This window comes from Collinsella sp. AM44-11, from assembly GCF_003467145.1.
Classification (GTDB): Bacteria; Actinomycetota; Coriobacteriia; order Coriobacteriales; family Coriobacteriaceae; genus Collinsella.
Map to the genome: position 1 here is coordinate 102,492 of NZ_QSFE01000007.1, position 24,301 is coordinate 126,792.

Genomic DNA, 24,301 nt, shown 5'->3' on the forward strand with positions numbered 1-24,301 from the left:
TTTGCGTATGCAAAAAAGACTCGTTTTTGTGTGTTCAAAATAATAATTGGCTCAGACTTCGAAAAGGAGAAACTTTAATGTTGCAGATAAAAAAATTAAATTTAACACATAAAAAAGACCTGAGAATAATTCTTAATGATTTCAACCTTGTGCTAAATGATGGAGATAAGGCAGTTATTATTGGAGAAGAGGGAAATGGGAAATCGACATTAATGAAGTGGATATACAATCCGTCGCTTGTAGAAAACTATATAGAAGCAGATGGGGAAAGGATAATGGGACACGAACGTCTTGGTTATCTTCCGCAGGAGATGCTCGATGAAGATAAGGAAAAAAACAATATACGAATATTTTTCTGAAGAGGAAATATTCTGGGAGAAAACGCCTAAAGAATTGTCTGTTATTGCGGGAAAATTTGGAATGAAAAATGATTTTTTCTACAGTAACCAGACAATGGGTAGTCTTTCAGGAGGCGAAAAAGTCAAGACACAACTTATGAGGCTTTTCATTCGCGATGTTTCTGTGCTGTTGTTGGACGAACCTTCCAATGACATCGACATTGCGACGCTTACATTACTGGAAAAAATCATAAATGACTGGAAGCACATTGTGCTTTTTATTTCACACGATGAAACGCTGATAGAGCGTACTGCCAACATGGTGATACATATCGAGCAGATTATACGAAAAACAAAGGCGAGATATACCGTGGCAAAGCTTCCCTATAGACGCTATGTGGAAGAACGGCTTCATAAATTTGAAATCCAAAAACAGCGGGCACTGAGTGACCGTAGGGAGAAAAAGATTCGCGATGAAAAATATCAAAGAGTTATGCAGAGTGTACAAGGTGCATTAAGAAGTTGTACCAGACAAGCACCGTCTGTTGCCAAAAACTTAAAGGACAAAATGCATACGGTTAAGGCAATGGAACGAAGATTTGAAAAAGAAGATGAAAATATGACTCAGATGCCGGAACAGGAAGAAGCAATCTTTGTCAAATTAGGGGATGAAAACTCACACATTCCCGCAGGAAAAACGGTCATAGAATATGAACTTTCAAAGCTTGTGACTCCGGATGGCAAAAGAATTTTAGCAGAAGGAATTCATTTAAAAATAAAAGGTTCAGAAAAAATCTGTATGATAGGAGCCAACGGGGCAGGAAAAACGACTCTTCTAAAAAAGATAGCGGAAGAACTCCTAAATCGGAATGACATTAAAGCAGAATATATGCCTCAAACTTATGAAGACCTGCTGGATTTGGATGTTACACCGGTTGATTACCTTGATAAAACAGGAGATAAAGAAGAGCGTACAAGAATTAGAACATACCTTGGTTCACTTAAATACACACCAGATGAAATGGAGCATCCGATTCGGGAGTTATCAGGCGGACAAAAGGCGAAAGTGCTTCTCTTGAGGATGAGCTTAAGTGGTGCAAATGTTCTTATTCTGGATGAACCGACAAGAAATTTTTCACCATTGTCCGGTCCGGTAATAAGAAAAATGCTCCGAGAATTTCCGGGGGCTGTCATTAGCATTTCTCACGATAGAAAGTATATTGAAGAGGTGTGCGATAAAATATATCAGCTAAATCCTAATGGATTACAGCTAATTGGTGATTGATAACAAAAAGGATGAAAGACTGACAAATTTCAGGCTTTTAGTGAGTTGGAAAGCATACAAAGATTTGAATTTGGAGGATAGATTATGGTACGTACAGAAGATGCATGTGAAATTATAAAATATGCTTTGCAAAACGAAATTAAAGTATATTTAGATGGCGGATGGGGTGTTGATGCACTTCTTAAAAGAGAATCAAGAATACACAATGATATTGATTTGTTTGTTGAACTGAAACATTATCATGATTATATTTATGTGATTAAGCAGCATGGATTTGAGGAAGTAAATACTGATTATACAACGGATGGTCATACTGTCTGGAAAGATGATAAACAAAGAATCATTGATTTACATTGTTTTGAATTTACAGATGACGGAATTGTTTATGAGGGAGATATATTTCCATCAAAAACTTTTTCCGGTATTGGAAAAGTTGGAGATATAACTGTTTCTTGTATTGAACCATTGAGTCAGGTAATGCTTCATTTGGGATATGAACACGATAAAAATGATGTGCATGATGTGATGCTGTTGTGTGAAACATTTCAAATAGCAATACCAGATGAATATAAGGAAAAGTAAAATTTCAGTTTTGTGTTGAATCTCTAAGCAAAATAGCTTATAATTTGACATGCTACATATAGTTATTATCCACAGTTATCGAGTAGGTGTTATCAATGCCGATAACAAAATGATAACATTAGCTCGTATAGGCAGGATAATATGGATATATCAAATAATCAAAAGAACGAGAAACATTACAGAGAATAATTCCTAAACAAAAAGCGTTAGTCTTTGTAGAGTTTGAGTAGGACGACAGGGTTCTGACCTGCAATTTTGAGTGCCGCACTGTGCTGCTGAGTTTCGTTTCGTACGAAAGCCACGGCAAAGCCGCCAGCGACATTGGTGAGTAAAACCGATTATCGAGCCTCCGTTCCCATGTTGGGACGGAGGCTTTTTCTTTGGCTATTTACTCCCTTTCACCTGCGATTTCGCCATTTACTCCCCGCGTTTCAAGACAACAAAGTACAGGGCGGTATTCGGAGGAATGGGAGTAAGGATTCATCCCAAGTGGGTGGACGCGCGGTTTTTGTCCCCGAGGGCGAAACGAGGCCGTTTCGGGGTCCGCGAAACTCAAATCAAACTCAACAGGCTTTTTGGCGGTCTCTGCACAGCGTTTTCCCAGGTCGTTAATAGGGAGTAAAGAATCTCGCCGTCCCAATGAGGGGAGTATCCAGGGGAAATGCCGCCGTGTGCCGTCATATTCTATTTTTGATACTGATAAACTGGAATTTTTAAATTAATCTTTGCAAATAACCTTTGAATCTTCACCATCAAATACAATTCCCTGACGGTTGTTAATTGGGCATAGATTTAAATCCGAAAACTCAGTCATTATTTTCTCGGTAACTTTCTTAAATGGTGCTGTAAGATAATGCGGAAGAACATAGAAATCAATCAAATCAAGCCCTGCATCATCTTCTTGTGAGTAGTCCTCTGGCTTTTCATCCATTTGCTCGATATATTGGATGCTTGGGGCGCATATAATTGCGCCTGCCGACTCGCCGATCATCAATTTTCCATTTGCCAATTCCTTTTTCAGTAGCCCATCAGTTCCCGTTTTACGGAGCTGGTCCATAAGAAAGAAAGAATTTCCGCCGGTAAAATATATAACATCTGCTTCTTCAAAAACAGACTGTATCGTTGAATAAGCCTCCGTTGAAATATCAATTTCAGTTACGGTTGCTCCCAACTTTTTGAATAATTTTCGAGCCGAGCCGACATAGCCGGTGTAGCCTTCACGCAGTGAAGCTGTTGGAATAAATGCGACTTTCTTATTTTCAATTTCTTCCTTTATCAGACTTCCCACACTTGAAAAGTGCGAACATAAAAATAGTTTCATCAATATTCTCCTTTATAAATTCCATTTGTCGCTCAAAGGGTCTGCAAACTTAATCCCGTTGTACTGTTCCGGGTGATATTCCTTTGCATATGCGGCAGGAATTAAAACCTTTTCTTCGGTCAGTATTTCCGCTATGGCTCGTGGACTTTTCCCTCATTGGCAAGCAGAAAGATACGCTTTACCACCTCAGAAGCCACAGGATCAACCACAAGCGTTTGTTTGTCGGTCGGTAATCGGTTACATCTCTGGTGCCCGCATTGTAGCACGCGCGGATTTACGATGTTGATCGCCGGCGCCTAGACGGAGATGAAGGCGGTTCGATCTAGGTCAAGCTGGTCGCTCAATCATGAAACGGCCGATGGCCGCGTTCATTAGCTCACGATCGATTCCCTGAAGATAAAAGGCGCCCACGAGGACACCTGCAGGCTATCTTCGAACTACTTGGTTTGGGGCAGAGGGAGGAAAAAAATAGGGCAGAACCGCTTTCACGATCCTGCCCCGCAAACCCGAGGGTTTCTAACTGGCTCCATTATTCTGGGCTTCTCAGTTCTGTCATTGACCCAGGTATCACCCGTCTCCTATAGCGAGTGAATATAAAAATAGGGCAGAGTCGCTTGCGCAAGTCCGCCCCTAAAACCGTGAAGGTTTTGCTATCTGCAGGCTATTCTACCAACCCGAGCGATTCTGTCAACCTGCGAAGGAACTCGAGCGCGGAGCGAGCTGCGGCGTCGGGCCCCTTGTCGGGCAGCGCCTCGGTTCCGCCGTCGGCCCTGGCGAACATCTCGGCGAGCTCGGATGCGGCGCGCGAGCGCGAGGAGCCCTCGGGTACCAAGCCGGAGTGCGCCACGAGCACGGTCGCGACCTCCTGCATGGCCGTATTCCCCATCCACTTCCTCCTGGTCGCCTTGGGAATTCCCACGGCGGCGACCCTTCGGGAGACGCCGCTGGACGCCGAGCCCCGGGCGGCGCCCCTCTCGGCGAAGCAGTTGATCAGGCACGAGCCGTGCGCGGCGCAGTTGCGGACGGACTTCACGCGCTTGAGGTCGTAGTGGGAGGCCTCGAGGCGCCTGTCGCCCCATCGCCTGGCGCAGAAGCGCACGAAGTCGATGAGGGCGCCGAACGAGGTGAGCTCAAGGAAGGCCCAGGCGGGCATGTCGCCGGAGTACTTCGCGTAGAGGCTCGAGCTGTAGGGGCTGCGGCCGCTCATCTTGAGCTCGCGCAGGCGGTACTCCCTGTTTGCAGCGGTAAGCGATGCCATGTAGTCGGCCACGATGGCGTAGCCGTCCTCTCCGCGGTCCTCCATCTCGCGAAGCAGTGTCACCTTCTGGAAATGCTCGATGTCGAGCGTCATGCCGAGCAGGGCGTGGCGCAGCTCCTGGTCGAGCGCCGCGAGCAGGCGCAGCTGGCCGAAGTCGAGGTCTACGTAGCGGCCGTCGCGCGGGCCTCCCTCGTATTTCGAGAAGAGTTTGCGGTAGGATGCGAGCTTGAAGAAGTTGCACTTGTCACGCAGGTAGTCCGCGGCCTCTTCCTCGGAACACAGCTCGAAGGCTACGCCCTTCTGCTTGAGGTGCTCTATCTGCTGCTCGATCGTGAGGATCGGCTTCCTATCGTGGGGTTCGGCCATGCTCGGTCTCCTGTCATTGATTTGAGAATCCTATTCTACCAGCATGTTTGCCCTGAATCCTGAAGGCCCGTTCGCCAACTCATAAGCAAGCCACCTGAGACTACTCACTTTGTTCACGAATGGCGAAGACCTGCGACCTGGGGTTTTGCAAATGGCGCGCAAGCCACCCGCGTTAATTCACTTGCGATTGCAGCTGGCGGCTTGCGGGCAAAAGGGCGATTGAGTTTCAAAACGGGCGTTTTCGGCAATATTGAGCTTGCAAAGGCGTCCCGCCGCGCCCTTTGGGACAAAAAACAAAAACTCAAACCCCTGAGTTTGAAAAAAGTTTTTGAGGTTGTCCCAACTTTTGTCCCCGAAGCCGACGAAACGCGACATCGCGTCATTCGGCGGCACGCGTTCCGTGCCGATGCCGAAAACTGGGTGCAACTGGAATGACGGGACGACAGAACCAAAGCCATCGAGCGGGAATAGTAAATAGCTCTTTGCGAGGGAGGTCGGATGCGGCCTCCCTCGTTTTTTATTTGCGTGCCATGGATGCTTGTGCATTGTGGTGTATGTGGTACATGCAAACCAGCCACGCAATCTCTCAAGCTGTTTAGCTGGGATTATTGTTTGCTGGTATGTTTTAAAGTGTTTTCAATTACCGAAGCAACGCCATCAATTTATTTCTAATTAATGCTGACCGGCAGATTGCGTCCGCCCGCAAGAGGCCGCTCGGACTGGTACTCAAAATGTACTCACGACGTTTTGAGTATCGATTTGCTGGTACTCACAGACGGTAAAAACGACTGTCTACCTCGATATATTCGTTATCCCCAACGATTCGTCAACGAATACTGACTAGTGATTGATTGATGCATGGCTCAAATTGGCATACGTAATTACGTAATTACGTATTCTGAAGTAAAATGATTTCGGTCAATTAAGGAACGTAGAACAGGTCAATTCGGAGGGGCGACCATGGAGGAAGATCAGGCTGTTCATGCCGAAAGGGAGTTAGATAAGTTCACGCTCTCGATAACCCGCGAGGATAAGCGGGCTCTTAAGTCCTATGCCGCGCGCCAGGATAAGACGGTGGCTAAAGTCCTGCGCGAATGGATTGACGAGAAATGCAAGGGGGAGAAGTGATGTCTCAGACGGCGCAAGCAGTCGTTCAGAACCTTGTTGATCGCGCTGTCAAGCTGGGCGATCGTCAGCTCGCTGCCGACATCCGCGCCTTTGCGGCGCAGCGCCAGTTTGGGCTTGTATTTGAACACAACCGTCCAGAGCGACTTCGCCTTTATGGCAAACCTATCATGGAGGGCGATGTCGTACAGGTGCTTCCCGAGCGTGGTAAAAAAGAGGACTCTAGCTCCCAACTGCTATGGTTGGTAAATGCCGTTCGGGGGGGGGGTTGCTGATCTAAAGCCATATCAATCGCCCTCATATGACGAAAACGAATGTGAGCCCCGCTCCGTTGCTGTCGACGATGTCGTGCCTGTTGCTGAATATGACCAGCCGATTTATGCTGGCCTCAAAGAGACTGGGCGTGTCGAGCGCGCTGGCGATAAGCCCTATCAAGTAGTCATTAACGGCGAAAACTACCATGCTCTTGAAACCTTGGCCTTTGCCTATGCAGGCAAAGTGGACTGCATATATATTGACCCACCCTATAACACTGGCGCCCGCGACTGGAAATACAACAACGATTACGTCGACGGCTCCGACGCCTATCGCCACTCCAAGTGGCTTGCCTTCATGGAGCGCCGCCTCAAACTCGCCAAGCAGCTGCTCAACCCCAACGATTCCGTACTCATCGTGACGATCGACGAGAAGGAGTACGCAAGGCTTGAGCTTCTTTTAGAGAGCGTTTTTCCCAACGCGACCGGTATCCAGACGGTTTCAATCACCATAAACAAGAACGGGGTTGCCCGCGGCAACCAGTTCAAGAGAGCTGACGAGTACGCTGTCTTTTGCTTTTTTGGCACCGCCGCGCCGTGCCAAGTGGACCGCAGACTCTATTCCGTTGAGTTCGGAGAACTTGAGGAAAAAGTGGCTGATGACGCGTCGAGCAGCCGCTCCCAACGTAAAGTACGTTGGGAGTGGCTGCTGAGGGGCGGTCCCAATGCCGCTCGCACCGCAAGGCCGAATCTCTTCTATCCCATCTATATCGATGAGGAGACCGCGACCATTAAGGAGCTCGGCGCTTCTCTCCCCCTTGAACAAGACTGGACAAAGATACCGACAAAAACGGGTCTCAGGGCAGTTTGGCCTATTAGGACCGATGGCCGAGAGGCGACTTGGAGGATCTCCCAGAATGCTCTACAGGCCAAGCTTGATCGCGGGTGCGCAAAAGTAGGTGAGTACAACAAAAAGAGTAATCGGTACTCCCTCCTTTACCTAGGAGATTCCCAAGAGGAGCGTCTCAAGAATGGAGAAATTAAACTCATCGGCAAGGCTGAGGATGGGTCCTTGCTTCTCGAAGAGCAGGGAGAGCGCTCTGCCATTCCAACAACTGTTTGGAGTGGTACGCAGTTCTCTGCCGGTGAATACGGGAGCCGATATATCAAAAAGTTCATCGGCGATAGGCGCTTCACATTTCCAAAGTCCCTTTATGCGACCGAGCTCTCAATCGCTTCCGTTGTTGCCGACAAGCCCGACGCCCTTGTAGTCGATTTCTTCTCAGGATCGGGCACCACGGCACATGCCGTCATGCGCTTGAACCATCAGGACGGCGGGCGCAGGCGCTCCATCAGCGTAACGAATAACGAGGTCTCCGAGGACGAATCCAAAAAGCTCACCAAGCGCGGTCTTCGCCAGGGCGACCCCGAATGGGAAGCGCTGGGCATCTGCCAGTACGTTACCAAACCACGCGTCACGGCGGCCATCACGGGCAAGACGCCCGAGGGTGACCCCATCAAGGGTGACTACAAGTTCACCGACGAGTTCCCCATGGCCGACGGCTTCGAGGAAAACGCCGTCTTCTTTGACCTCACCTACGAAGACCCGGACGCCGTCGAGCTGGGCGTGGCCTTCGAGGAGATCGCGCCCCTGCTCTGGCTGCGCGCTGGTTCGCGTGGCAGCATCATCAAGCACGAGCAGCCGGGCTTTGCCATGGCCGACGCCTACGCCGTCCTCTTCGACTTTGCTTCGGTCGGCGCTTTCATAGACGCCGTCAAGCAGAATGCCAGCATAGGGTGCGCCTATGTGATCACGGACGACACGGCTCGATACGCCTCCGTCAAGGCACAACTGCCTGGACTCGACGTCGTCCGCCTGTACGAGAACTACCTGCAATCGTTCAAGATTGCCGCCGAGGATGCGGTGAGGTAAACATGAGAGTCGAACTTAAGGATTTCCAAGCCGGTGCGGTCGCGACCCTGGCGAACAAGTTGCAGTCGATGCGCCGACGCTACGAGCAGGACGGCGAGCTGTCCTCGATATGCCTCGCATCTCCCACGGGGTCGGGCAAAACGGTCATGTGCGCAGCGACGATCGAAGCGCTCTTCTTCGGAGACGACGATCTGAGCCTCATGCCCGACGAGAATGCCGTCGTTCTTTGGCTCTCGGATTCCCCGAGCCTGAACGAGCAGACGAGCGTGCGTTTCTCAAACGTGGCGGACAAGCTGGCAGACAGCATCCTTGACAGGCGCCACCTGGTCACAATTACCAACGACTTCGGAGCCGCGCACGACATTCTCGAGCCGCGCCACGTCTATTTCCTCAGCAAGGACCTACTCAGTAAGAACGGCCTGCTCACCAAGGGTAGTGAGGCCAACTCCGGCCGCGTGTTCTGGGACATCCTTGACCGCACCATCAGGGATCCGGAGCGTAACCTCTATCTGTTCATAGACGAGGCTCATCGCGGTCTGGGGGCCAATGCCTCGAGCGAGCGCGGCACCGCGACGATCTACGCCAGCCTCATTGATGGGCTCGACGGCCGTGCAGCGATGCCCATCGTCGTTGGGGTCTCTGCCACGCCGCAGAGGTTCGAGGCGGCCATGGACCAGCGCGCCGATCGCGTGCGTATGCCAAAGGTCGCTGTGACCCCTCGCGAGGTTCAGGAGTCAGGTCTGCTCAAGGACATCATCGAGTTGCGCGTGCCAGAGAAGGACGACCCTGTCGAGCACCAGTACCTCACTATGGCGTGCGAGCGCTATGCCTTGGCCTGCCGCGAGTGGGGCGAGTACTGTGCCCGTGAGGGCGAGAGTCCCGTCAACCCGCTGCTGCTCATCCAAGCGGCGGACAACGCGAGCAGCTCGGCCCTGGCTGAGATGTGCGACCAGATCACGGGCCTGGTCCCCGGCCTTTCCGAGGCGATGTCGTTCGCCAACGTCTTCGGCGAGCATAAGGACATCGCGGCGGGAAAATACCTCATTCCCTATGTCGAGCCCGAGTTCGTTCAGGACGCCTCACGCATTCGCGTGCTCTTCGCCAAGGAGGCTGTCTCCAACGGATGGGACTGCCCGCGAGCGGAGGTCATCTTCTCGCAGCGCAGGCGTTCGGACTCGACCTATATCGCACAGCTCGTGGGACGTATGGTACGCACTCCACTTGCGCGGCGCATCGAATCCGATGATCTTTTGAACTCAGTCGCCTGCTACCTGCCCCAGTTCAATCCCGAGAGCACTCAGGACGTGGTCGACTACCTCATGGGCCGCAAGGACGACATGGGCGAGAGCTCAATCGGCAAGCAGAACATCGTTCTCAACCCCGTGACTATCACGGCGGCTGTGCCCAAGTCCGAAGCCGACTATCAACAGGAGCTCAAGGCGTACGAGGAGAACGAGAAGGCCATCGAGACGGCGCGGCAGGCACAACCCGGCTACCAGGCGTCGCTTGCCGGCATCGCGATTCAGGAGCCGTTGGACATGCAGGGAGCGCAGCCCTCGCTTGCCTCGGCGGTCAGGCCCGTCGACGTCCCGGCGCCAGAAGCGGAGCTGGCGCCTCAGCCCGCAACAGGCAACTACGTTGCAGCGTCTGCCCCGCAGCAACTTGCGACACCTGAGCCAAGTTCCGCACGGACCGAGCCGACCCAGCCCGTCTCGATCGTAATACCCGTGCCCATGGCAAAGCCCAAGCCGCCCACCAAGCGCGAGCAGTCTTTCACGCATCAGGAGTGGCAGGGTATCCGCACAGCCTTCGATTCCATTCCCGTGCAGCGCATTCCGAAAAAGGCCAGGAACGAATTCCAGAGCCTGGTTAAGACGGCGACTCTGCTTGTCGAGACTGGCCTCGATGTCAATGCCGCGGCCGACGTGAAAAAACAGTTCGTCCAGAAGCTCAAGGGATACATCGTTGCTAACGAGGACGAGTACCGCGAAGCCAAACACGACGTAGAGGTTGCCGAGACCGTCAAGATCACGCTCGACAAGCTCAACGAGACCGAGGACCAGGAGCAGGAGGAGGCCCGCACGGACGCCGAAGGCCTCAGAAAGGCCGCCCGCGACGCCGACATGCATTTCACTAAGGAGTTTGCGAATGAGTATCGTCGCGCCAACTTCAAGGAGCTTGGGCGGCCCGAGTGCGACCTGCGCCTTGCCGCAGCGGTGCGCACGCAGACCATCGTTGATGCGCTCGAGGGCTGGGCGGCTCAATGCCGAAAGGAATACTTCGATAAGGTCGATGGATCTGGCGATTATGACTACCTTAACGACGCGGCAAAGCAGCGCTACGACGAGCTGGCCCGTGAAACCGAGGGCAAGCGCCTCACAAAGATAGAGTGGCCCACGTCTACCAGCACGTCGGACGACTTCGCTAAATATCCGTGCCATATCGTGCAGAAAGAGGACGGCCTCTGCCCGCTCGACCTGAACCCGGCGGAAGACTATATCGTTAGGAACGAATTGGCAAAGAATCGCACGGTTGCCTTCTATCGCAATCCGTCGGGCAGCATGTCTGCTAAGGCGTTTTCGATTCCGTACATGTCTTCGGTGGGACGCAAGGCCCTGCATCCAGACTTCCTCTTCTTCGTGAAGGATGCAGCGGGCGTCATCAGGCCGTCCATCGTTGACCCTCATGGCGAGTTCCTCGGCGACACGCTAGCAAAGCTTAGGGGCTATGTGACCTATCTGCGCGATTATCCCGATGTGTTCAAGCAGGTACTCTTCGTTGGGGATATGGGCGAGGGCGTGTACAAGGTGCTCAACCTCTTGCGATCCGATGTGCAGGATGCCGTGATGAGCTACAGCGATGTCGACTGTAAGGCGCTCTTCTACGGCTCCTTCGCAAACGACTATCACTAGGATTGTCGGGATTTGCCCGTCAGGCGTCTCGGATCATATACCAGAACCGAATTAGTAAGGCTCGCTAAGGCGGCCGTCCGTTAGGGGCGGCCGCCTCTCTTCAGTCTTGACCAATGATTTCAAGCGTTTCGGTGGCATTCGCCGGTCATGACCTCGTATCCGTTACGTGGGTGGCACCTCCGCTACGCCGCGTCAAGGGGCCCATGAGACCCCGCACAAACCTCCGCTCCGCTCCGGTTGGTGGAGGTCGTCATGGACTCCCTTGACCCGTCTTCGCTCCGGTGCGGCTTTGCGGGGAGCAAAGCCGACGACGACGCGCGGCGTCGCCATTCGGCTTTGCCCGCAAGGGCGAGATGTTCAGGGCAACGTGCCCGGAAACGGAGGAAGACATGCGGGAGCTGATGACGAGGGAGATTGCGGAGGAGCTACCGAGGCTCTATGAGCAAGACGGTTCGGAGGACCCCACGGTATACGTCCACTACTTCTCGTGCGTGAACGGATGGGACTGGTGGCTGCTCGAGTTCGACGGCACGGACGAGGCGTTCGGTCTCGTCGAGGGCTACGACGACGAGCTCGGCTACTTCAGCATCAAGGAGATGGAGGAGCTGAACCGCCAGATGGGGTTTGCCGTCGTCGAGCGCGACGAGCACTTCGAGCCGAAGCCGCTCAGCGCCGTCGGGGGGAGGTAACTACATGGAGATGGACGAGTTTGGCGCCGTGGGCAGATTCGGCAAGTCCCCGGGTGGGGCCGTCCGGCTGACTGTCGTTGTCGAGTTCGAGTCGTGCGGCGAGGGCGGGGCGTTCGAGATGGGCACCGCTCCGGAGGGGTCGCCCGAACTCGGGCGACTCGTCTCGGAAGCACGCGACGAGGCCGACGCCTTGGTGGAGGACGGGGGCGGATGGGCTGCCGTCCGCATCGGATTTGGCGACATGGAGAGCATTGACTGCGAGAGCGGCCGGACCGTGTACGTTGCCGGAGAGGGGTGAAGCACATGCAGAGAACGCGGGCATGCCATCGGCGTGCCCGCGCCAGCTTTTCCGGGGATGCCTCGCGCCATCCCCGAACCCCTGCGCGCCAAGGGGCGGTGCTCCTTGGAACCTTGGCTAAGGTGACTCGGGAACATGGAGGATACTGAGACTCGTGCGCCCGGGTGGCATCATTAGATCTCAATCTGATGCCTGACCGCTACGGCCTAGAATTCGGCGGCTTCCGCTACTTCGTGGCACCGCAGGAGCAGGTGTAGTACGCAGGAGAATCCGTCACGGTGACCGTTTCATCCCATGCCGCAGAATCTGTAGTCGTAACCGTTTCCTCCCATGCCGCAGAATCTGTTACGGTATTGTATACCGTATGATATGCGCCACATGCTTTATTGCCTGCCATAAGTGCATTATACGCATGAGCTCGTTCATTGCCCGTGATATCTGCTCCGCAGCCGTTGCAAATTGAGCGCTCTTCCGTATGGGTCACCGCCGGATGATGCACGGTCTCCGTATGAGTCACCGCCGGATGATGCACGGTCTCCGTATGAGTCACCGCCGGATGGTAGATATCATACTTATGGACATGCGCCGGGGTGTCATCCTTCTTCGAGGAGCTACCGGAGTTGCTATTGTTGCTTCCGCTCGGCTTGCTGTCCGACTTATTTCCAGAGCCGTTGTTTCCGCTGTCGCTCTTGGAACCGGAATCGTTCTTCTTGTTGTCGGAGGTCTCCGGTGTCTTCGCATCGGACTTGTCCTCCTTGGCGGTCTCCTCGGCCTTCCCGGTCTCCTTCTCGACGGCATCCGCGTCGGCGTTCGGGTTCTTCTTGATGTTGTCCTCGAACTTCTTCGCGAGCGCCGCACCCCTGTCTCCGGTCAGGGTGGAATCGCCCTTCTTCACGGCTGCTGCAACGTCCTTGGCGATGGCGGTCAGGTCATCCTTCGTCACCTTGTCCGCATCCACCTTTTCGAGCGTGATGACGGTACCGTTCGTTTTCTTGTCATCTTTCCCGGCCTTGACCTTACTGGACGCGGCCTTATAGGTAGAGCCGTCCGCGTTCACCGGCGGGATGAGGGTGACGGTGTAGGTGCCGGACTTGCCGACCTTCACGGTCACCTGCTTGTTCGCGGCGATGGCGGTGTAGAAGTCTACTTCCCCGTCCGCATCCTCTATATGGGCGATAACGGGCGTGGAAGTGTCCGCATCCCAGCCGTCAGCCTTTACCTCAAGGGTAAGTACCATGTCCTGCTTCTCATCATCCTTTGACTGGGACACCGCAGGGACATTGGAATCTCCCGTCCAACTGGCATGTGAGATGGCGTAAGCCCCGCCGCCGATGAGAAGCGCCGCACAGAGGATTCCCGCACCAGCCACGCAGACCTGCTTACGGGAAAACTCGCGCCCGAAGAGCACGAAAGGTTTCCCCTCTTCCTTTTCCACTGCATCCCCGGAGACCATATCGTCCGTCACCTTCGGAATCTCCGCAACCACCATGGCTCCTTCCTGATTGCGATACTTCAGTATTTGCATTGTATTTCAAATTGTCACTTATATAGGTGTGACTTATATAGGGTTGGCTTGAATCATTGACACCGAAGGACGGGAGGTGTCGATGACTCAGCTGGACCCCAAGATGCGCGTGGGGCTCCGCATCAAGGAGCTAAGGGCCGGGCTCGGCCTGAGCCAGGAGGCCTTTGCGTACTCCATCGAGATGTCCCGTACCTACTTCGCCGAAGTCGAGACCGGTAAGCGCAACGTCTCAATCGAGAATATCGAGCGCATAGCAAGCGGTCTCGGCGTTTCCCTGAGAGGGTTTTTCGATTCCGACCTGTTCTCGGAGTGACCTGGCGGCTGGATTCCAACGGCGTTTTCCGGGTACGCATAGTCCCACCCTTTCCTCACTGCAATCCGAATGTCATGGGGTCTTTGACCGCGGTTTTCCGCCACGAAGCGGCGGTGCAGGATAAGGCTCCACTACGTTTCGCCGAAGGCGAACGGCGCAACTCGGCGAGCCGAGTTCGAAGGTGCAGGTAGATAGCTGTGCCAAGCATGAAAAACGCCCGCGCCCGCGTGTAGTGCGCAGGCGCGGGCGTGTAATCGATCGGGACATTTTGGCTGGGTATGGGCGATTACACGGCTAGAAGCCCTCGGGAACGTAGCCTGCGACCGTTTTCGGCTTCGTTGGCGCTGCCGCCGTGGCATCGGGGGCGGTCGGGCCCTGCCAAACCTCCGGGACCGTCCCGTTCCTGACCTTACGACGAGCGGTCGATTGCTCCATGAGCGCCCGCTCGGCATCGGGCGACGTCATCCCGAGCATGGGTCCCACGAAAGTCTCGGTGACGTCTCTGCTGGGAAAGGCCATCGGCACACCGTCGTGGATAACGAGGGCTCCCGTCTCGCGGCCGGTCCAACGCTGGAGCTCGTCGGGCGTGATGAGCGGCCTGCGCACGAGCCCCTCGCTCGTGCCCGTCGACCCGGTGTTCGTTCCCTTCGTTCGGCTCGTGGACTGTGCGATTGCTGTGTAGGAGCCCATCGACTCCGAGAGCTTGTGTGCGGTGTCCAGGTTGGAGCAGGAGAGAACGACCTTGTCCTTGAGGAGGTCGAGTATCGTCTCGGCCTCTTCTTGGCTGTAGCCGGAGACGGACTGGAGCTGGAGGAGCGACTGGCAGAACCAGAGGACGTGGATGCCCTCCGAGCGCATCTCTCCCAGGTCCTGGACGATCCTCTCGTTGCGGCCGAGGGAGGCCGCCTCGTCGAGGAGGAGGATGGTCTCGACGGGGCAGCGTCCGGCATGGCCCGCAGCGCAGGAGCGCAGCGCCGAGAGCGCTTGCGAAACGAACGTCTGGACGAGTCGCTTGTAGTTGCCCGTTGCCGAGGACGATGAGATGAAGACCACCGTGGGTTCCTTGCCGATGCCCCCGAGACCGCACTCGTCATCGTGGAGCATCCGGGCCACGTTGCCATCGACGTATTCGGTGAGGCAGTTGCTCAAGGTCGAGACGATGCCGGGCCCGCCCCCGTGCTCGCCGTTGAGTCCGCCGAGGAAGGGGAGCGCGGGGTCTCTAGCGGGCAGGGATGCTGCCAGGGCGGCGATGCGGTCGAGCGGGCCCTGGTCGCCCAAGGGCGAGATCGCGGCCGCGACGGACATGACGGTCTTCTCGTCTTCCGGAATGGAGGCGTTCTCGATGAGGGTGAGGGAGATGCCGACGAAGAGGTTTCGAGCGCCGTCGTAGAAGAACGGCTGGCCTTTCGACGGTGAGGGCACGATGCAGCGCGCGAGCTCGCGCAGCTCCCTCGCACAGCCGCCGGCCCCCTCCGCCCTAAAGGCCTCTTTTGCCCTTTCGAGCGGATTGAATCGTACTGAGGACGCGGGCGCGTCGAACATAACGTCGACGATGCGGTGCGTGCCCGCCTTCTCGAACGCTGGCTCAAGGTAGGCCCTGAGCTCGCCCTTGATGTCGTTGATCACGATCGAGCGACCCTGCTCGAAGTTTGCCATGGCGGACATGATCGCGATGCGGCGACTCTTGCCCTCGCCACTCTCGGCGAGGATGCAGGCGTGGACCGAGTCGATGAGCCTGATGCTCTTTCCGACCTCGCCCACGACCAGCGTGCCGCCTGAGGGCCTTTTGCCTTCCTGCCACGATTCGCTTCTGCGCTTTAGCTCACCGTGTGCTGAGATGAGCCTTGCGTCGCCGTGGATGGGTGCGCCTGGCGCGCGACGTCCGCCGACCCAGGTCCCGTCGTGGAGCCAACGGGACCAGTCGAGGTGGCTCCAGATACCGGCGGCTATTGAGAGGACGAGGATTGTCGCGCATCCCGCGAGGAAGGTGTCGTCCCCGATCAGCTCCGGAAGGGCTTCGAGCGGGTTTCGGAGCACGGTCTCGGGGAGCTTGGGCACCATAGCTGTGCCGAAGCTGGCGAGTGTCGCTGCCGTGCCGACAACCCATGCCCTCAGCCAGCGCCATATTGCGGGCAACGGCACGAGTGCGATCGCGACCCCGACGGCCGCGCTGGTGGCGACACAGCGCTTGAAGTGCGCGGCCTCGTCGACGTTGAAACTCTTCTGCTTGCTCATAGAATCATTCCCTTCACTATCGTTTTCGCCGGTGCCAGCACGATGCCAGCTGCATCGCCCCTGATCGCGGCCGATATGGCCGCTGCCAATGCTCTTGCGAGCACGCGCTCGGCTTTTCGCCCGACCTCGTCTGACAGGTCCTTCCTGCCTTTCGAGTCTTCCGTTGCGGATACGAGCGCTTTGGCAAGAGCTTTTCCCGCCGCAACAGGGGCTTTTGCCATGGAGAGCGCGTAGGACGGGCATGGCCGGAGACAACTCTCCGGGATGGGCCTCCGCTCGCGGACGGCTTTCCGCGCCTCCTCCAGGTCTTTACCTGTGACGCAGGCACGGATTTCGCCGATGAGCGTCCTCATGCGCTTGCGTTCCGTTGCGGGGCCGTTGTCCAGCCTTGCAGACGCTATCGGTTCCCGCTCGTTGGCCGTCGTTCGGTCTGGCGCGATGGTTCTTAGCAGGGCGTTGCCCTGGCGTACGCGCAGTTCGCGAACGGCGTCGTTTACGTAACGGTCTCTTGCGACGCCTTCGAGGCCCTTGAGGCCGGCGCAGCGCTCCACGGATTCGCGGTAGGAGGTGCCCGCTTCCTTGATTTCAGGGTGCTTTGACTCGGCTTTCGCAATCGCGGTGTCGACCGCCCTGGCGACATCTGGGTGCCAGCGGTGGAGGTGTGCGTAGGATATGCGGCCGTCCGGCGGCAGCGCGACGTCTATCTCCTCGGCGGGAACGCGGCGGGCGGCTTCGACTGCTCGCGATCTCGCGAGGTCGCGAGCCTCGTGCTCGGCCGCGAGAGCTGGGGCCAGGGCCGCGTCGGTAAGCGCCCCTCTTGCCCGATTGAGCCTGCTGCGGGCTATGAGCGAGTCGAACAAGCCGTCGGACGACCACGCTATGACGTGCACGTGCTTGGAGCTCGGGTGGTTCTCGTGCTCGGCGGCCACCCAGCGGACGCTTGACTCGGGGACGTCCATCGCTTCGGCGAGTGCTGGTGTGAGGTTCCGGCGACAGAAGCGCTGCCAATCCTCCTTGCAGGCGAGATCGAGCTCGCTCGCCTCGTCTCTTCGCACGCTGAGCACGACGGTGGCGATCGCGCCATCGGCTTTCTCGAGCTCCCTGCGGGCTGCGCGGAGCGGGATGGCCCCGTCCTGGTCGAAGAGCGCGGTCGACCCGGGTCTCTCGGCGCAGTAGCCGACGAGACCCATCCTCTCGGCGAGCGCGGAGCGCCTGAGGTCGTCGACGGTGGCGGACTTGTCGGCCCCCTCGCGCGTGGCGATGTACTCGACGTTGTTGGTGATGACGGCGGAGCGCCCGCGCGACCCGGAGAGGTGCACGCGGGCATTCACGACGAGGCTGCTACGACTTGCCATCTGACAGGCGCTCCCTCGCCTCCGAGAGCGTCATGCCGCGCTGCATGAGACCGGCCTGCTTGTCGTAGGCGGCATAGATGTCCGAGGCGCTCACGCCGCCCAGGCCCTCGAACGTGCCCTTCTCGATCTCGACCGCCGCGATAGCTGCGACGATGGAGGCTCGGGTCGCTCGGTGGACGACGCGCGCGATGCGGTCCTCCTGCTCGGCGTTGCGCTCGCCGAGCGTGCGGTCGAGCTGCTCCAGCAGCGGCTGCATGACGCCGCGAAGATAGGTGCCGAGCTCGGTGGAGTAGAGCGAGAGCCCGTCGGAGGCTAGCCCGGCGGTGATGAGTTCGCGCGTGGCTGCACTGTCGCTGAGACCCCTGGAAACCCCGTAGGCGTGGAGCCGGCGGTAGGTCTTGTCGGGGAGGCGAAGGCTCATGACCTTCGACCGGTCTTTGCCGGCGGCCATATCAGATCCCCTCGTTCGGGAGGGGCGCGCCGACGGAGCGGAGGGCGGTGATGTTCTCGGGCGTACGCTCGTAGGTCTTGGGCCAGAAGGTGACGGGCACCATGACGAGGTCGTCGCGGGGGATGCCGTAGGCGAAGAGGTAGGCCGCGATGGCATCGCTGTACTCCATATTGTCGACGTTGTAGGCGTCGGTGAAGAAGATGCCGGTGGGGTCGTCGTTGCAGCCCTTGACGAAGTAGACGCCGTTCCCGCCTTCCTTGAACGGATTCAGGACCTTGTACTCCGGCTTTGCGTAGTAGGCGATCCCCGCGCGGACAATGCGCGTGAAGCCCGGACGTTCACTGGCTCGCACCGCTCGTGCGAAGCTCAGGCCGGGATCGGACTCCAGCAGATGGGCGAGCACGGAGCCAACGGCGTCGCCCTTGTGCTCGGGGATCGTCCCGAGAAGGTCGTCGAGGCGCGATTTGATTTTCTTGATCAGTTCCATCGTGGTTTTCCTTTCTGCCGGTGCCGTACGGGTGCCGGCAATTCGCTCGAATGTCTTGATCGGTGATGGTTCTAGCTGCGGGGAGGTTGCGTGGTGCCAAAGGTGCCGAAGCTCGGTTAAGAGTTTTGGAATCCATGGCACCTTCGGCACCGTCCGCAAGGTCTTGCAGGTGAAGGGCGGAAGATGGGGTGCCGCCGCAGCATGCTGTGGCACCCCATCGGCCCTAATCCGTTCCCCGGAACACCCAACAGCGCTGCTTGCCGTATGGAGGGCAGAGACGCTTGTTGCCCGGAACCCAACCGGGGCACTGCGACGAGAGGATGCGGCTGACCATCTTGCAGTTGGCCTTGGTCTTCTCAAGGTGGAGGGCCTTATCGAGGATCTCGAACGTGCACATGGGACGGTCGGTATTACCGGGGAGATATGCGAGGACCTTCTGCACACAGGGGTCTTCCTCGACGAAGCGTCCGCGCTGCATGGCTGCCTCGGCCTCCATCTCAGGTGTGAGGATGGTTGAGAAGCGGGGGTCGCCCGCCTTCATCCAGGTACGGGCCTCCGCCCATGCCTGGCGGACGGCGGCGGGAAAGTCCTCGTCGAAGACGGAATTCTCTGTGCGCTCGATGCCACAGAGCACTGGGAGGAAGCGCCTTGCGCCGCTCGTCCGCTCGCGGATGAAGTCGGCCTCGTTCGTGGTACCGACGAAGACCACGCGCCGTGGGAAAGCCTCCGTCCGCCGGCAGTAGGCCCCGCGGAATTCGTCGACCTGGCGGGTAATTCCGGCCTTGACACTCTCGACGGAGCGCTCGGACATGCCGTTGAGCTCGGGGATTTCAATGATCCACTTGCCCCGGTTCTGCTCGCCCGTGAGCTTGACGTCGCCGAGGTTGATCACGGAGTCGCTGAAGTACTCGTCGCGCATGGCAAGGCCCCTCGCGAAGGAGGACTTGCCGATGCCCCCGGCACCGCACAGGATAGGCATGTAGTCGGCCTTGCAGCCCGGGTTGTAAGCGCGGGCGATGCCCTCGCAGAACAGGATGCGCTCGACCTCCGAGACGTATACGCTCCTCTCCGCACCGAGATAGGCGTTGAGAAGTGTCCCTACGCGCTGAGCGCCGTCCCAGGAGAGGGCGTCGAGCATGGCGACGAGCGGGTCGTAGGCGTTGTCCTCGGCGACGATGGTCAATGCGAGCAGCATGAACTTCTCCTTCTGGAGGGAGATGGTCTGTTGGAGGAGGGCGAAGAGCCGCGCGTCGTCGCTGTCGCGCCACCGGCGTTCCCTTGCATCCGCGTCCCAGGGGAGGGGCCCGGTCTTGAAGAGCTCGTTCGCGAGTCGGTTGTAGCCGACGTTCAAGGGGAGGGACTTGAGCTCTTCGACGATCTCGTTGACCGTCGGCGGGGAGCGGCGCTCCGGGGGCTGCGGCTCGGGGACGTCGTCGTGCTTCTGCGTACCCATCAGGCCACCCCACGAGACTGGGGGCGTCGAGGGCCATTGACGGGGTGGTTCTTGCCGGAGACAAGCGCTTCGAGCCGGCTGAGGCGAAGCTCCACGTCGACCAGACGCTCGACCAGCTCTTCCTCCGACAGGGGGTGGTCGAGGCCGTAGTCGCGCAAGACGGCGCGGCGTCGGGCGGAATTCATCATGCTAAGATTCATCGACAGGGCCCTCCTTACGTGTGGGCTCATGTTTTTGGGCGACGGTCGAGCTTTGGTAGGGGAGGCCGTCGTCCATCCCGAGGTTTGCGATAAGCGCGTCTTCAAGTTCCACGGGGGAGCGCTCGGGTACGAACGACCCGGCGAAGGCGGAGAGCGTCTCAAGCGACTCGACGAGCTCGTCGTCCATATCTCCTGCGCGCCGGATACGTCGGAGTTCCGCTACGACAGGCCCCACGCGCTCCTTGACCGCCTTGCGCATACGGGTGGTCGCGACCACGGTAAAAGTGCCTTCCAACAGGCTTCTCGCGATGAAGTCCTGCTTCGACAGGCCGCTCAGGGCGACGCGGAGGTCGAGCTGGTCTGCCTCTGCGGGCGACATGCGAAAGGCGATGGTCTTGCAGCGACGGCGCCCCTTGGCGTCCAAAATCGGCCTAGACATCCGACATCACCCCATCGAGGGCCTCCACAAGATCGTGCTGGGTCGAGGGGAACAGATGTGCATACATCTCCGTGACCTCGGCGGTCTCGTGGCCCATGCGGTCGGCGATCGCCGTGGGCGAGTAACCACTGTTGATGAGGGCGCTTACATGAGAGTGGCGGATGTCGTGGATACGGATGCGCTTCACACCCGAGAGGTCACAACCCCTCTTCATCTCATGGGACAATGCGTGCTTCGTGACGGGGAAGAGCCGGTCGGTAGGAGCGATCTCAGGATGCATTGCCAGATAATCGTGCAGCTCCTCGCGGAGAAGACTCGGCATCACAATGTCGCGCTTCGAGGCTCGCGTCTTGGGCGGGCCGATAACGTCCTCTCCCTTGATGCGGGCGTAGGAGCGACGGATGCGGATGACATTGTGCTCGAAGTCGATGTCCTCCGGGCGAAGGGCGAGGAGCTCGCCCTCGCGGCAGCCAGATAGATAGAGCGTCAGGAAAGCGAGGTAGATGAGAGGCTTATCCTCGATGGCCTGGGAGAAGAGCTTGAACTCGGCAGGGGTCCAGTAAAGCATTTCCTTCTCAGGGCGCTTGGAGCCGACCTTTCCCGCCGCCAACATGGGGTTCTGGGGCAAGCGGTAGAATCGGACGGCGTGGTTGAAGATGGCCGAGAACTGGTTGCAAATGGTGTGGAGATAGCTCTGCGACAGGCCCTGCTCAAGGAGCCAATTCTCCCAACGCACAACGTCTGCGGCCTTGACGTCGCAGAGGCGCATCTTACCGAAGAACGGGAGGATGTACTTGTCGATGATGGCATCCTTGGTGAGCTTGGTGCCGGTGCGGAGCCGGGGATAGACGTCGCGTGCGTACATGTTCTTGACGAAGGTCTCGACGGTGACCTCGACGCGCTCCTCGCAGGACGCGAGGAAGTCGCGCTCCCAAGCGACGGCCTTCTTCTTGGAGGTGAACCCGCGCTTCGTCTTCTTGTGACGCTCGCCCATGGAGTTGCGGTACCACGCTTCGACTGTCCAGGTCCCGCGCTTCTTGTCCCGGCTAACCGACATGGCTCATCGCCGCCTTCTGCCTAGAGGGGGCGGAGAGAAGCCGTGCCTCAAAGTACGAGCGCTGGACCTTTCCGGGGATAGTCATGATTCCCTGAGCTGCAAGCTCTGCATTCAAAGTCTTGATCAGCTTGAACGCATAAGACTTACTCATGCCCGTGGCCCCTGCAACCTCCTCGGCGTTCATGAATTGGTTGGACATTGGAATGCTCCTTTCAGTCGGTTTGCACCTCACGAATATGTGAGGTGCTTCGAAAGATAGAATAGCTCACAAAAATGTGAGGTCAAGTGAAAAACTGAATTATCATCACGAAAATGTGATGTATCTCGTTTAACCTAATGAACGACGGGGAATTGACCACGAAAGAAGCGATGATGCGCAATTCGGACAAGCTGCGTATGGGCATGAAGATCCGTGCGTTACGCGAACGACGGGGAATGACACAGAAAGACCTGGCAAAGGTGGCGGGTCTAGGGGAATCTGCCCTGAGAAGCTATGAGTTGGGTGCGCGCTATCCGAAGGAGAAACATCTCGAATCGCTGGCAAAAGCGCTTAAAGTGCGCCCGGAGGCATTTGAAGTCTATGGAGTCGAAAACGAACTCCAATTTATTCACATGCTGTTTAACTTTGAGCAATCATTCAAATTGGAGCCGAATGGAGAAGGTTCTCCCAGCTTGCGCGCTTATGGGTACGGAATGGTGCCGAAAGCACTTATGGACTGGGGGAAGAAGTTCGCACAGCTTGAAGAAGGCAAGATTTCGCGCGAGGAATACGAAGACTGGAAGGACACTTATAACCCGACGATTTTGAATAACTGGATGGGTGAAGAGATTCCTGATCCCTATACGGGAAAGACTCTTGCGGGCGAAGAGCGGGAAGGTGCCGTACACGCCGTGGAGATGATGCCGGAGTCACTCCAGAATGAGCTGGATCGTGCTCATCGAGCGGGGAAGATATAGCCTGCGCCTTGATCATTCCTTCCCGTGAGGACCAAATGAGTATCAAGCTGTGATGAGAAAATGCCTGATAAGACAGGTTGAGGCAATCCGAGCGCCCCATCTACCTGCGACACTCGTTATCGAGTGGGAATAGATAATTCCTTAGTTATGGGGGTATAAATTTGATTCCCTTTAGGCTAAACCCCCATGACTATATGAATTGACCTGCTGACTCCAATGAAGATTGGAGGGTAACTGCCAGGGGTGACGGCCCGGTGAGTGTTATTTTGCGAGCTATGCGCATTGAAAGCGACCTTTCGTGGTGTAAACTACTTGCCGGAAGCCGCGGCTTTTAGAGTACGGCTTACGTGTACGTTTAACCTCCGTGGGCGACGGGGCGCCGCAAGGCGTAGAATATCGCCCACCTGTAGGGGCCCGCAGCGATGCGGGCCCCGCTTCGTATGAAGGGGGCGTAACCGATGAAGATTGTATCCATCCCCAGGACTTCTTCGACCTCGCCGAGGGCGACCGCGAGCTCATGCTTAAGCACAATCTCCCCTGCATCGTGGTGGTGAGGCTGCGTTTCCGCGGAAAGCGCAGGGACTTCGCCGTGCCGCTGCATTCCAACATCGCCCCCAACGTGCCCAAAGACCAGTACTTTGCGTTACCACCCCGCCCCATGACGCGCCCCGGCTGTCGCCACAGCATCCACTACATCAAGATGTTCTCCATAACCAAGTCCTACCAGCGCCGCTTAAGGACCGAGGGCTCGGCCTACTACGAGACGCTCCAGCGCATCATCGACAGCAACACCAAGCGCATTGTCTCCGAGTGCCAGGCGTACCTCGACCGCTACGAGCGCGAGGGAAGGCCCCGCTTCGCCGTCGACATCGACCGCATCGTGGGGCTGCTGGAGGGCGAGAAGTAGGGCACCTCGGCTCAGTCTCGAGCCATGTGGAGTCGCTCCGCATTTTTGAACGCCGCGTGTGCGTCCCAAATACTTGAGAAACAAGCTGTGAAGTGCGGCGGCGCGCCCGTGCCCGTGCATAGCCGTCACCATCAGCGTCTACGCGGCGTCGGCTTCAAGTGGAACTGACGCCGCTGCTGTATATGGTTTGCCTTGCTGCAAATGGCGATCAATGCCCGCGATGCTTCCGCTTGCGCTTCAGCTTTCGCTGCTCGACGCGCGTCGCTTGGGATTCTTCGCGGGCTTGCTTGTTTCCGTGGCCTCGTCACCGAAAAACGAGAGCTTCGCCCATTTGCTTGTAACGAATTGCAGGATTTCCTCATTGGACGGTTCTGCACCGAAGACGATGCGGACGACGCCGTATCTGCCGTCCTCGACATGCTCCGCCAGCCCGACCCAGAATTGGCCGTCATGATATACGGTCAGGGTGGATGACACGCTGATCTGCATGGTTGGTTCCTCCTTTATGTAGATGACCATGCAGAGAAGGGACAACCAAGGAGGCAGGTTACTGATGCGGAC

At 56.9% G+C, this 24,301-nt stretch carries 26 protein-coding genes; 13 read left to right on the forward strand and 13 right to left on the reverse strand.

Annotation, left to right across the window (positions count from 1 at the left end; translation table 11 throughout):
* Positions 1-77 precede the first annotated feature (77 nt).
* The 3 genes from DW943_RS10680 to DW943_RS06145 all read left to right on the forward strand — a co-directional run bounded on the left by DW943_RS10680 (position 78) and on the right by DW943_RS06145 (position 2,205).
* Positions 78-359: an ATP-binding cassette domain-containing protein gene (locus DW943_RS10680; RefSeq protein WP_255415006.1), complete on the forward strand. Its 282-nt coding sequence runs from the start codon at positions 78-80 to the stop codon at positions 357-359.
* Positions 319-1,623 (forward strand): ATP-binding cassette domain-containing protein, encoded by a 1,305-nt coding sequence (locus DW943_RS10745; RefSeq protein WP_255415007.1) that lies wholly within the window; start codon positions 319-321, stop codon positions 1,621-1,623. The genes DW943_RS10680 and DW943_RS10745 overlap by 41 nt, the downstream gene beginning before the upstream one ends.
* Positions 1,624-1,707: 84 nt before the next feature.
* On the forward strand, positions 1,708-2,205 hold the full coding sequence (locus tag DW943_RS06145; protein ID WP_009247521.1) for a nucleotidyltransferase domain-containing protein: 498 nt from the start codon (positions 1,708-1,710) through the stop codon (positions 2,203-2,205).
* Between the two features lie 718 nt (positions 2,206-2,923).
* Here DW943_RS06145 and DW943_RS06150 read toward each other — a convergent pair.
* Together DW943_RS06150 and DW943_RS06160 are read right to left on the reverse strand one after the other, a co-directional pair.
* A complete protein-coding gene (locus tag DW943_RS06150; protein WP_117862489.1) occupies positions 2,924-3,526 on the reverse strand; it encodes a Type 1 glutamine amidotransferase-like domain-containing protein in 603 nt (200 codons plus the stop codon).
* Positions 3,527-4,187: 661 nt separating this feature from the next.
* On the reverse strand, positions 4,188-5,150 hold the full coding sequence (locus DW943_RS06160) for an Abi family protein (protein ID WP_117862490.1): 963 nt from the start codon (positions 5,148-5,150) through the stop codon (positions 4,188-4,190).
* A gap of 219 nt (positions 5,151-5,369) precedes the next feature.
* Between DW943_RS06160 and DW943_RS06165 the strand changes: the two genes are divergently transcribed.
* The 7 genes from DW943_RS06165 (at position 5,370) to DW943_RS06185 (ending at position 12,361) form a co-directional block, all read left to right on the forward strand.
* On the forward strand, positions 5,370-5,585 hold the full coding sequence (locus tag DW943_RS06165) for a hypothetical protein (protein WP_117862491.1): 216 nt from the start codon (positions 5,370-5,372) through the stop codon (positions 5,583-5,585).
* 525 nt (positions 5,586-6,110) lie between these two features.
* Positions 6,111-6,278, forward strand: coding sequence for a hypothetical protein (locus DW943_RS10480; RefSeq protein WP_158553195.1), 168 nt, complete (start codon positions 6,111-6,113; stop codon positions 6,276-6,278).
* Positions 6,278-6,550 carry a hypothetical protein gene (locus DW943_RS10580; protein WP_199572798.1) on the forward strand — a complete coding sequence of 91 codons (273 nt, stop codon included), beginning with the start codon at positions 6,278-6,280 and terminating at the stop codon, positions 6,548-6,550. The genes DW943_RS10480 and DW943_RS10580 overlap by 1 nt, the downstream gene beginning before the upstream one ends.
* A 73-nt stretch (positions 6,551-6,623) precedes the next feature.
* Positions 6,624-8,462 (forward strand): site-specific DNA-methyltransferase, encoded by a 1,839-nt coding sequence (locus tag DW943_RS06170; RefSeq protein WP_199572800.1) that lies wholly within the window; start codon positions 6,624-6,626, stop codon positions 8,460-8,462.
* Between the two features lie 2 nt (positions 8,463-8,464).
* Complete coding sequence (locus DW943_RS06175; RefSeq protein ID WP_117862492.1) at positions 8,465-11,374, forward strand: DEAD/DEAH box helicase family protein; 2,910 nt, start codon at positions 8,465-8,467, stop codon at positions 11,372-11,374.
* A gap of 389 nt (positions 11,375-11,763) precedes the next feature.
* Complete coding sequence (locus tag DW943_RS06180) at positions 11,764-12,063, forward strand: DUF2958 domain-containing protein (RefSeq protein ID WP_158566117.1); 300 nt, start codon at positions 11,764-11,766, stop codon at positions 12,061-12,063.
* 4 nt (positions 12,064-12,067) lie between these two features.
* Positions 12,068-12,361 (forward strand): hypothetical protein, encoded by a 294-nt coding sequence (locus tag DW943_RS06185; RefSeq protein WP_117862494.1) that lies wholly within the window; start codon positions 12,068-12,070, stop codon positions 12,359-12,361.
* A 226-nt stretch (positions 12,362-12,587) separates the two neighbouring features.
* Here the strand turns inward: DW943_RS06185 and DW943_RS06190 are convergent, their stop codons facing one another.
* Positions 12,588-13,847 (reverse strand): hypothetical protein, encoded by a 1,260-nt coding sequence (locus DW943_RS06190; RefSeq protein ID WP_233543611.1) that lies wholly within the window; start codon positions 13,845-13,847, stop codon positions 12,588-12,590.
* A gap of 121 nt (positions 13,848-13,968) precedes the next feature.
* Between DW943_RS06190 and DW943_RS06195 the strand changes: the two genes are divergently transcribed.
* Positions 13,969-14,199: a helix-turn-helix domain-containing protein gene (locus DW943_RS06195; protein WP_117862496.1), complete on the forward strand. Its 231-nt coding sequence runs from the start codon at positions 13,969-13,971 to the stop codon at positions 14,197-14,199.
* 294 nt (positions 14,200-14,493) lie between these two features.
* Here the strand turns inward: DW943_RS06195 and DW943_RS06200 are convergent, their stop codons facing one another.
* The 9 genes from DW943_RS06200 to DW943_RS06235 all read right to left on the reverse strand — a co-directional run bounded on the left by DW943_RS06200 (position 14,494) and on the right by DW943_RS06235 (position 22,075).
* On the reverse strand, positions 14,494-16,434 hold the full coding sequence (locus tag DW943_RS06200) for a type IV secretory system conjugative DNA transfer family protein (RefSeq protein WP_158566119.1): 1,941 nt from the start codon (positions 16,432-16,434) through the stop codon (positions 14,494-14,496).
* On the reverse strand, positions 16,431-17,789 hold the full coding sequence (locus DW943_RS10485) for a hypothetical protein (RefSeq protein WP_158566121.1): 1,359 nt from the start codon (positions 17,787-17,789) through the stop codon (positions 16,431-16,433). The genes DW943_RS06200 and DW943_RS10485 overlap by 4 nt, the downstream gene beginning before the upstream one ends.
* Entirely contained in the window at positions 17,776-18,240 is a 465-nt protein-coding gene (locus tag DW943_RS06205; protein ID WP_117862498.1) for a hypothetical protein, read from the reverse strand. The genes DW943_RS10485 and DW943_RS06205 overlap by 14 nt, the downstream gene beginning before the upstream one ends.
* A 1-nt stretch (position 18,241) precedes the next feature.
* A complete protein-coding gene (locus DW943_RS06210) occupies positions 18,242-18,727 on the reverse strand; it encodes a hypothetical protein (RefSeq protein WP_117862499.1) in 486 nt (161 codons plus the stop codon).
* 223 nt (positions 18,728-18,950) lie between these two features.
* Positions 18,951-20,180: a virulence-associated E family protein gene (locus tag DW943_RS06215; RefSeq protein ID WP_117862500.1), complete on the reverse strand. Its 1,230-nt coding sequence runs from the start codon at positions 20,178-20,180 to the stop codon at positions 18,951-18,953.
* Positions 20,180-20,380, reverse strand: a complete 201-nt coding sequence (locus DW943_RS06220; protein WP_147348633.1) for a hypothetical protein — start codon at positions 20,378-20,380, stop codon at positions 20,180-20,182. Before DW943_RS06220 ends, DW943_RS06215 begins: the two co-directional genes overlap by 1 nt.
* Positions 20,370-20,819, reverse strand: a complete 450-nt coding sequence (locus DW943_RS06225; protein ID WP_117862502.1) for a hypothetical protein — start codon at positions 20,817-20,819, stop codon at positions 20,370-20,372. The genes DW943_RS06220 and DW943_RS06225 overlap by 11 nt, the downstream gene beginning before the upstream one ends.
* Positions 20,812-21,876 (reverse strand): site-specific integrase, encoded by a 1,065-nt coding sequence (locus DW943_RS06230; RefSeq protein WP_117862503.1) that lies wholly within the window; start codon positions 21,874-21,876, stop codon positions 20,812-20,814. The genes DW943_RS06225 and DW943_RS06230 overlap by 8 nt, the downstream gene beginning before the upstream one ends.
* Positions 21,866-22,075 (reverse strand): hypothetical protein, encoded by a 210-nt coding sequence (locus DW943_RS06235; protein WP_117862504.1) that lies wholly within the window; start codon positions 22,073-22,075, stop codon positions 21,866-21,868. Before DW943_RS06235 ends, DW943_RS06230 begins: the two co-directional genes overlap by 11 nt.
* Before the next feature lie 152 nt (positions 22,076-22,227).
* Between DW943_RS06235 and DW943_RS06240 the strand changes: the two genes are divergently transcribed.
* Entirely contained in the window at positions 22,228-22,833 is a 606-nt protein-coding gene (locus DW943_RS06240; protein WP_158566123.1) for a helix-turn-helix domain-containing protein, read from the forward strand.
* A gap of 517 nt (positions 22,834-23,350) precedes the next feature.
* On the forward strand, positions 23,351-23,740 hold the full coding sequence (locus DW943_RS06250) for a hypothetical protein (protein ID WP_147348634.1): 390 nt from the start codon (positions 23,351-23,353) through the stop codon (positions 23,738-23,740).
* Between the two features lie 237 nt (positions 23,741-23,977).
* On the opposite strand, the gene DW943_RS06255 is transcribed toward DW943_RS06250, so the two are convergent.
* On the reverse strand, positions 23,978-24,229 hold the full coding sequence (locus DW943_RS06255) for a YjdF family protein (protein ID WP_199572802.1): 252 nt from the start codon (positions 24,227-24,229) through the stop codon (positions 23,978-23,980).
* Positions 24,230-24,301: the final 72 nt, after the last annotated feature.

What these genes read in the sequence shown, in the direction of transcription:
- DW943_RS06230 (WP_117862503.1), bottom strand. Translation starts at nt 21,876, where the DNA reads ATGTCGGTTAGCCGGGACAAGAAGCGCGGGACCTGGACAGTCGAAGCG.
- DW943_RS10580 (WP_199572798.1), top strand. Translation starts at nt 6,278, where the DNA reads ATGTCTCAGACGGCGCAAGCAGTCGTTCAGAACCTTGTTGATCGCGCT.
- DW943_RS06180 (WP_158566117.1), top strand. Translation starts at nt 11,764, where the DNA reads ATGCGGGAGCTGATGACGAGGGAGATTGCGGAGGAGCTACCGAGGCTC.
- DW943_RS06195 (WP_117862496.1), top strand. Translation starts at nt 13,969, where the DNA reads ATGACTCAGCTGGACCCCAAGATGCGCGTGGGGCTCCGCATCAAGGAG.
- DW943_RS10745 (WP_255415007.1), top strand. Translation starts at nt 319, where the DNA reads ATGAAGATAAGGAAAAAAACAATATACGAATATTTTTCTGAAGAGGAA.
- DW943_RS06250 (WP_147348634.1), top strand. Translation starts at nt 23,351, where the DNA reads ATGCTTAAGCACAATCTCCCCTGCATCGTGGTGGTGAGGCTGCGTTTC.
- DW943_RS06215 (WP_117862500.1), bottom strand. Translation starts at nt 20,180, where the DNA reads ATGGGTACGCAGAAGCACGACGACGTCCCCGAGCCGCAGCCCCCGGAG.
- DW943_RS06145 (WP_009247521.1), top strand. Translation starts at nt 1,708, where the DNA reads ATGGTACGTACAGAAGATGCATGTGAAATTATAAAATATGCTTTGCAA.
- DW943_RS06175 (WP_117862492.1), top strand. Translation starts at nt 8,465, where the DNA reads ATGAGAGTCGAACTTAAGGATTTCCAAGCCGGTGCGGTCGCGACCCTG.
- DW943_RS06185 (WP_117862494.1), top strand. Translation starts at nt 12,068, where the DNA reads ATGGAGATGGACGAGTTTGGCGCCGTGGGCAGATTCGGCAAGTCCCCG.
- DW943_RS06220 (WP_147348633.1), bottom strand. Translation starts at nt 20,380, where the DNA reads ATGAATCTTAGCATGATGAATTCCGCCCGACGCCGCGCCGTCTTGCGC.
- DW943_RS06205 (WP_117862498.1), bottom strand. Translation starts at nt 18,240, where the DNA reads ATGGCCGCCGGCAAAGACCGGTCGAAGGTCATGAGCCTTCGCCTCCCC.
- DW943_RS10485 (WP_158566121.1), bottom strand. Translation starts at nt 17,789, where the DNA reads ATGGCAAGTCGTAGCAGCCTCGTCGTGAATGCCCGCGTGCACCTCTCC.
- DW943_RS06255 (WP_199572802.1), bottom strand. Translation starts at nt 24,229, where the DNA reads ATGCAGATCAGCGTGTCATCCACCCTGACCGTATATCATGACGGCCAA.
- DW943_RS06200 (WP_158566119.1), bottom strand. Translation starts at nt 16,434, where the DNA reads ATGAGCAAGCAGAAGAGTTTCAACGTCGACGAGGCCGCGCACTTCAAG.
- DW943_RS06160 (WP_117862490.1), bottom strand. Translation starts at nt 5,150, where the DNA reads ATGGCCGAACCCCACGATAGGAAGCCGATCCTCACGATCGAGCAGCAG.
- DW943_RS10680 (WP_255415006.1), top strand. Translation starts at nt 78, where the DNA reads ATGTTGCAGATAAAAAAATTAAATTTAACACATAAAAAAGACCTGAGA.
- DW943_RS06210 (WP_117862499.1), bottom strand. Translation starts at nt 18,727, where the DNA reads ATGGAACTGATCAAGAAAATCAAATCGCGCCTCGACGACCTTCTCGGG.
- DW943_RS06235 (WP_117862504.1), bottom strand. Translation starts at nt 22,075, where the DNA reads ATGTCCAACCAATTCATGAACGCCGAGGAGGTTGCAGGGGCCACGGGC.
- DW943_RS10480 (WP_158553195.1), top strand. Translation starts at nt 6,111, where the DNA reads ATGGAGGAAGATCAGGCTGTTCATGCCGAAAGGGAGTTAGATAAGTTC.
- DW943_RS06150 (WP_117862489.1), bottom strand. Translation starts at nt 3,526, where the DNA reads ATGAAACTATTTTTATGTTCGCACTTTTCAAGTGTGGGAAGTCTGATA.
- DW943_RS06225 (WP_117862502.1), bottom strand. Translation starts at nt 20,819, where the DNA reads ATGTCTAGGCCGATTTTGGACGCCAAGGGGCGCCGTCGCTGCAAGACC.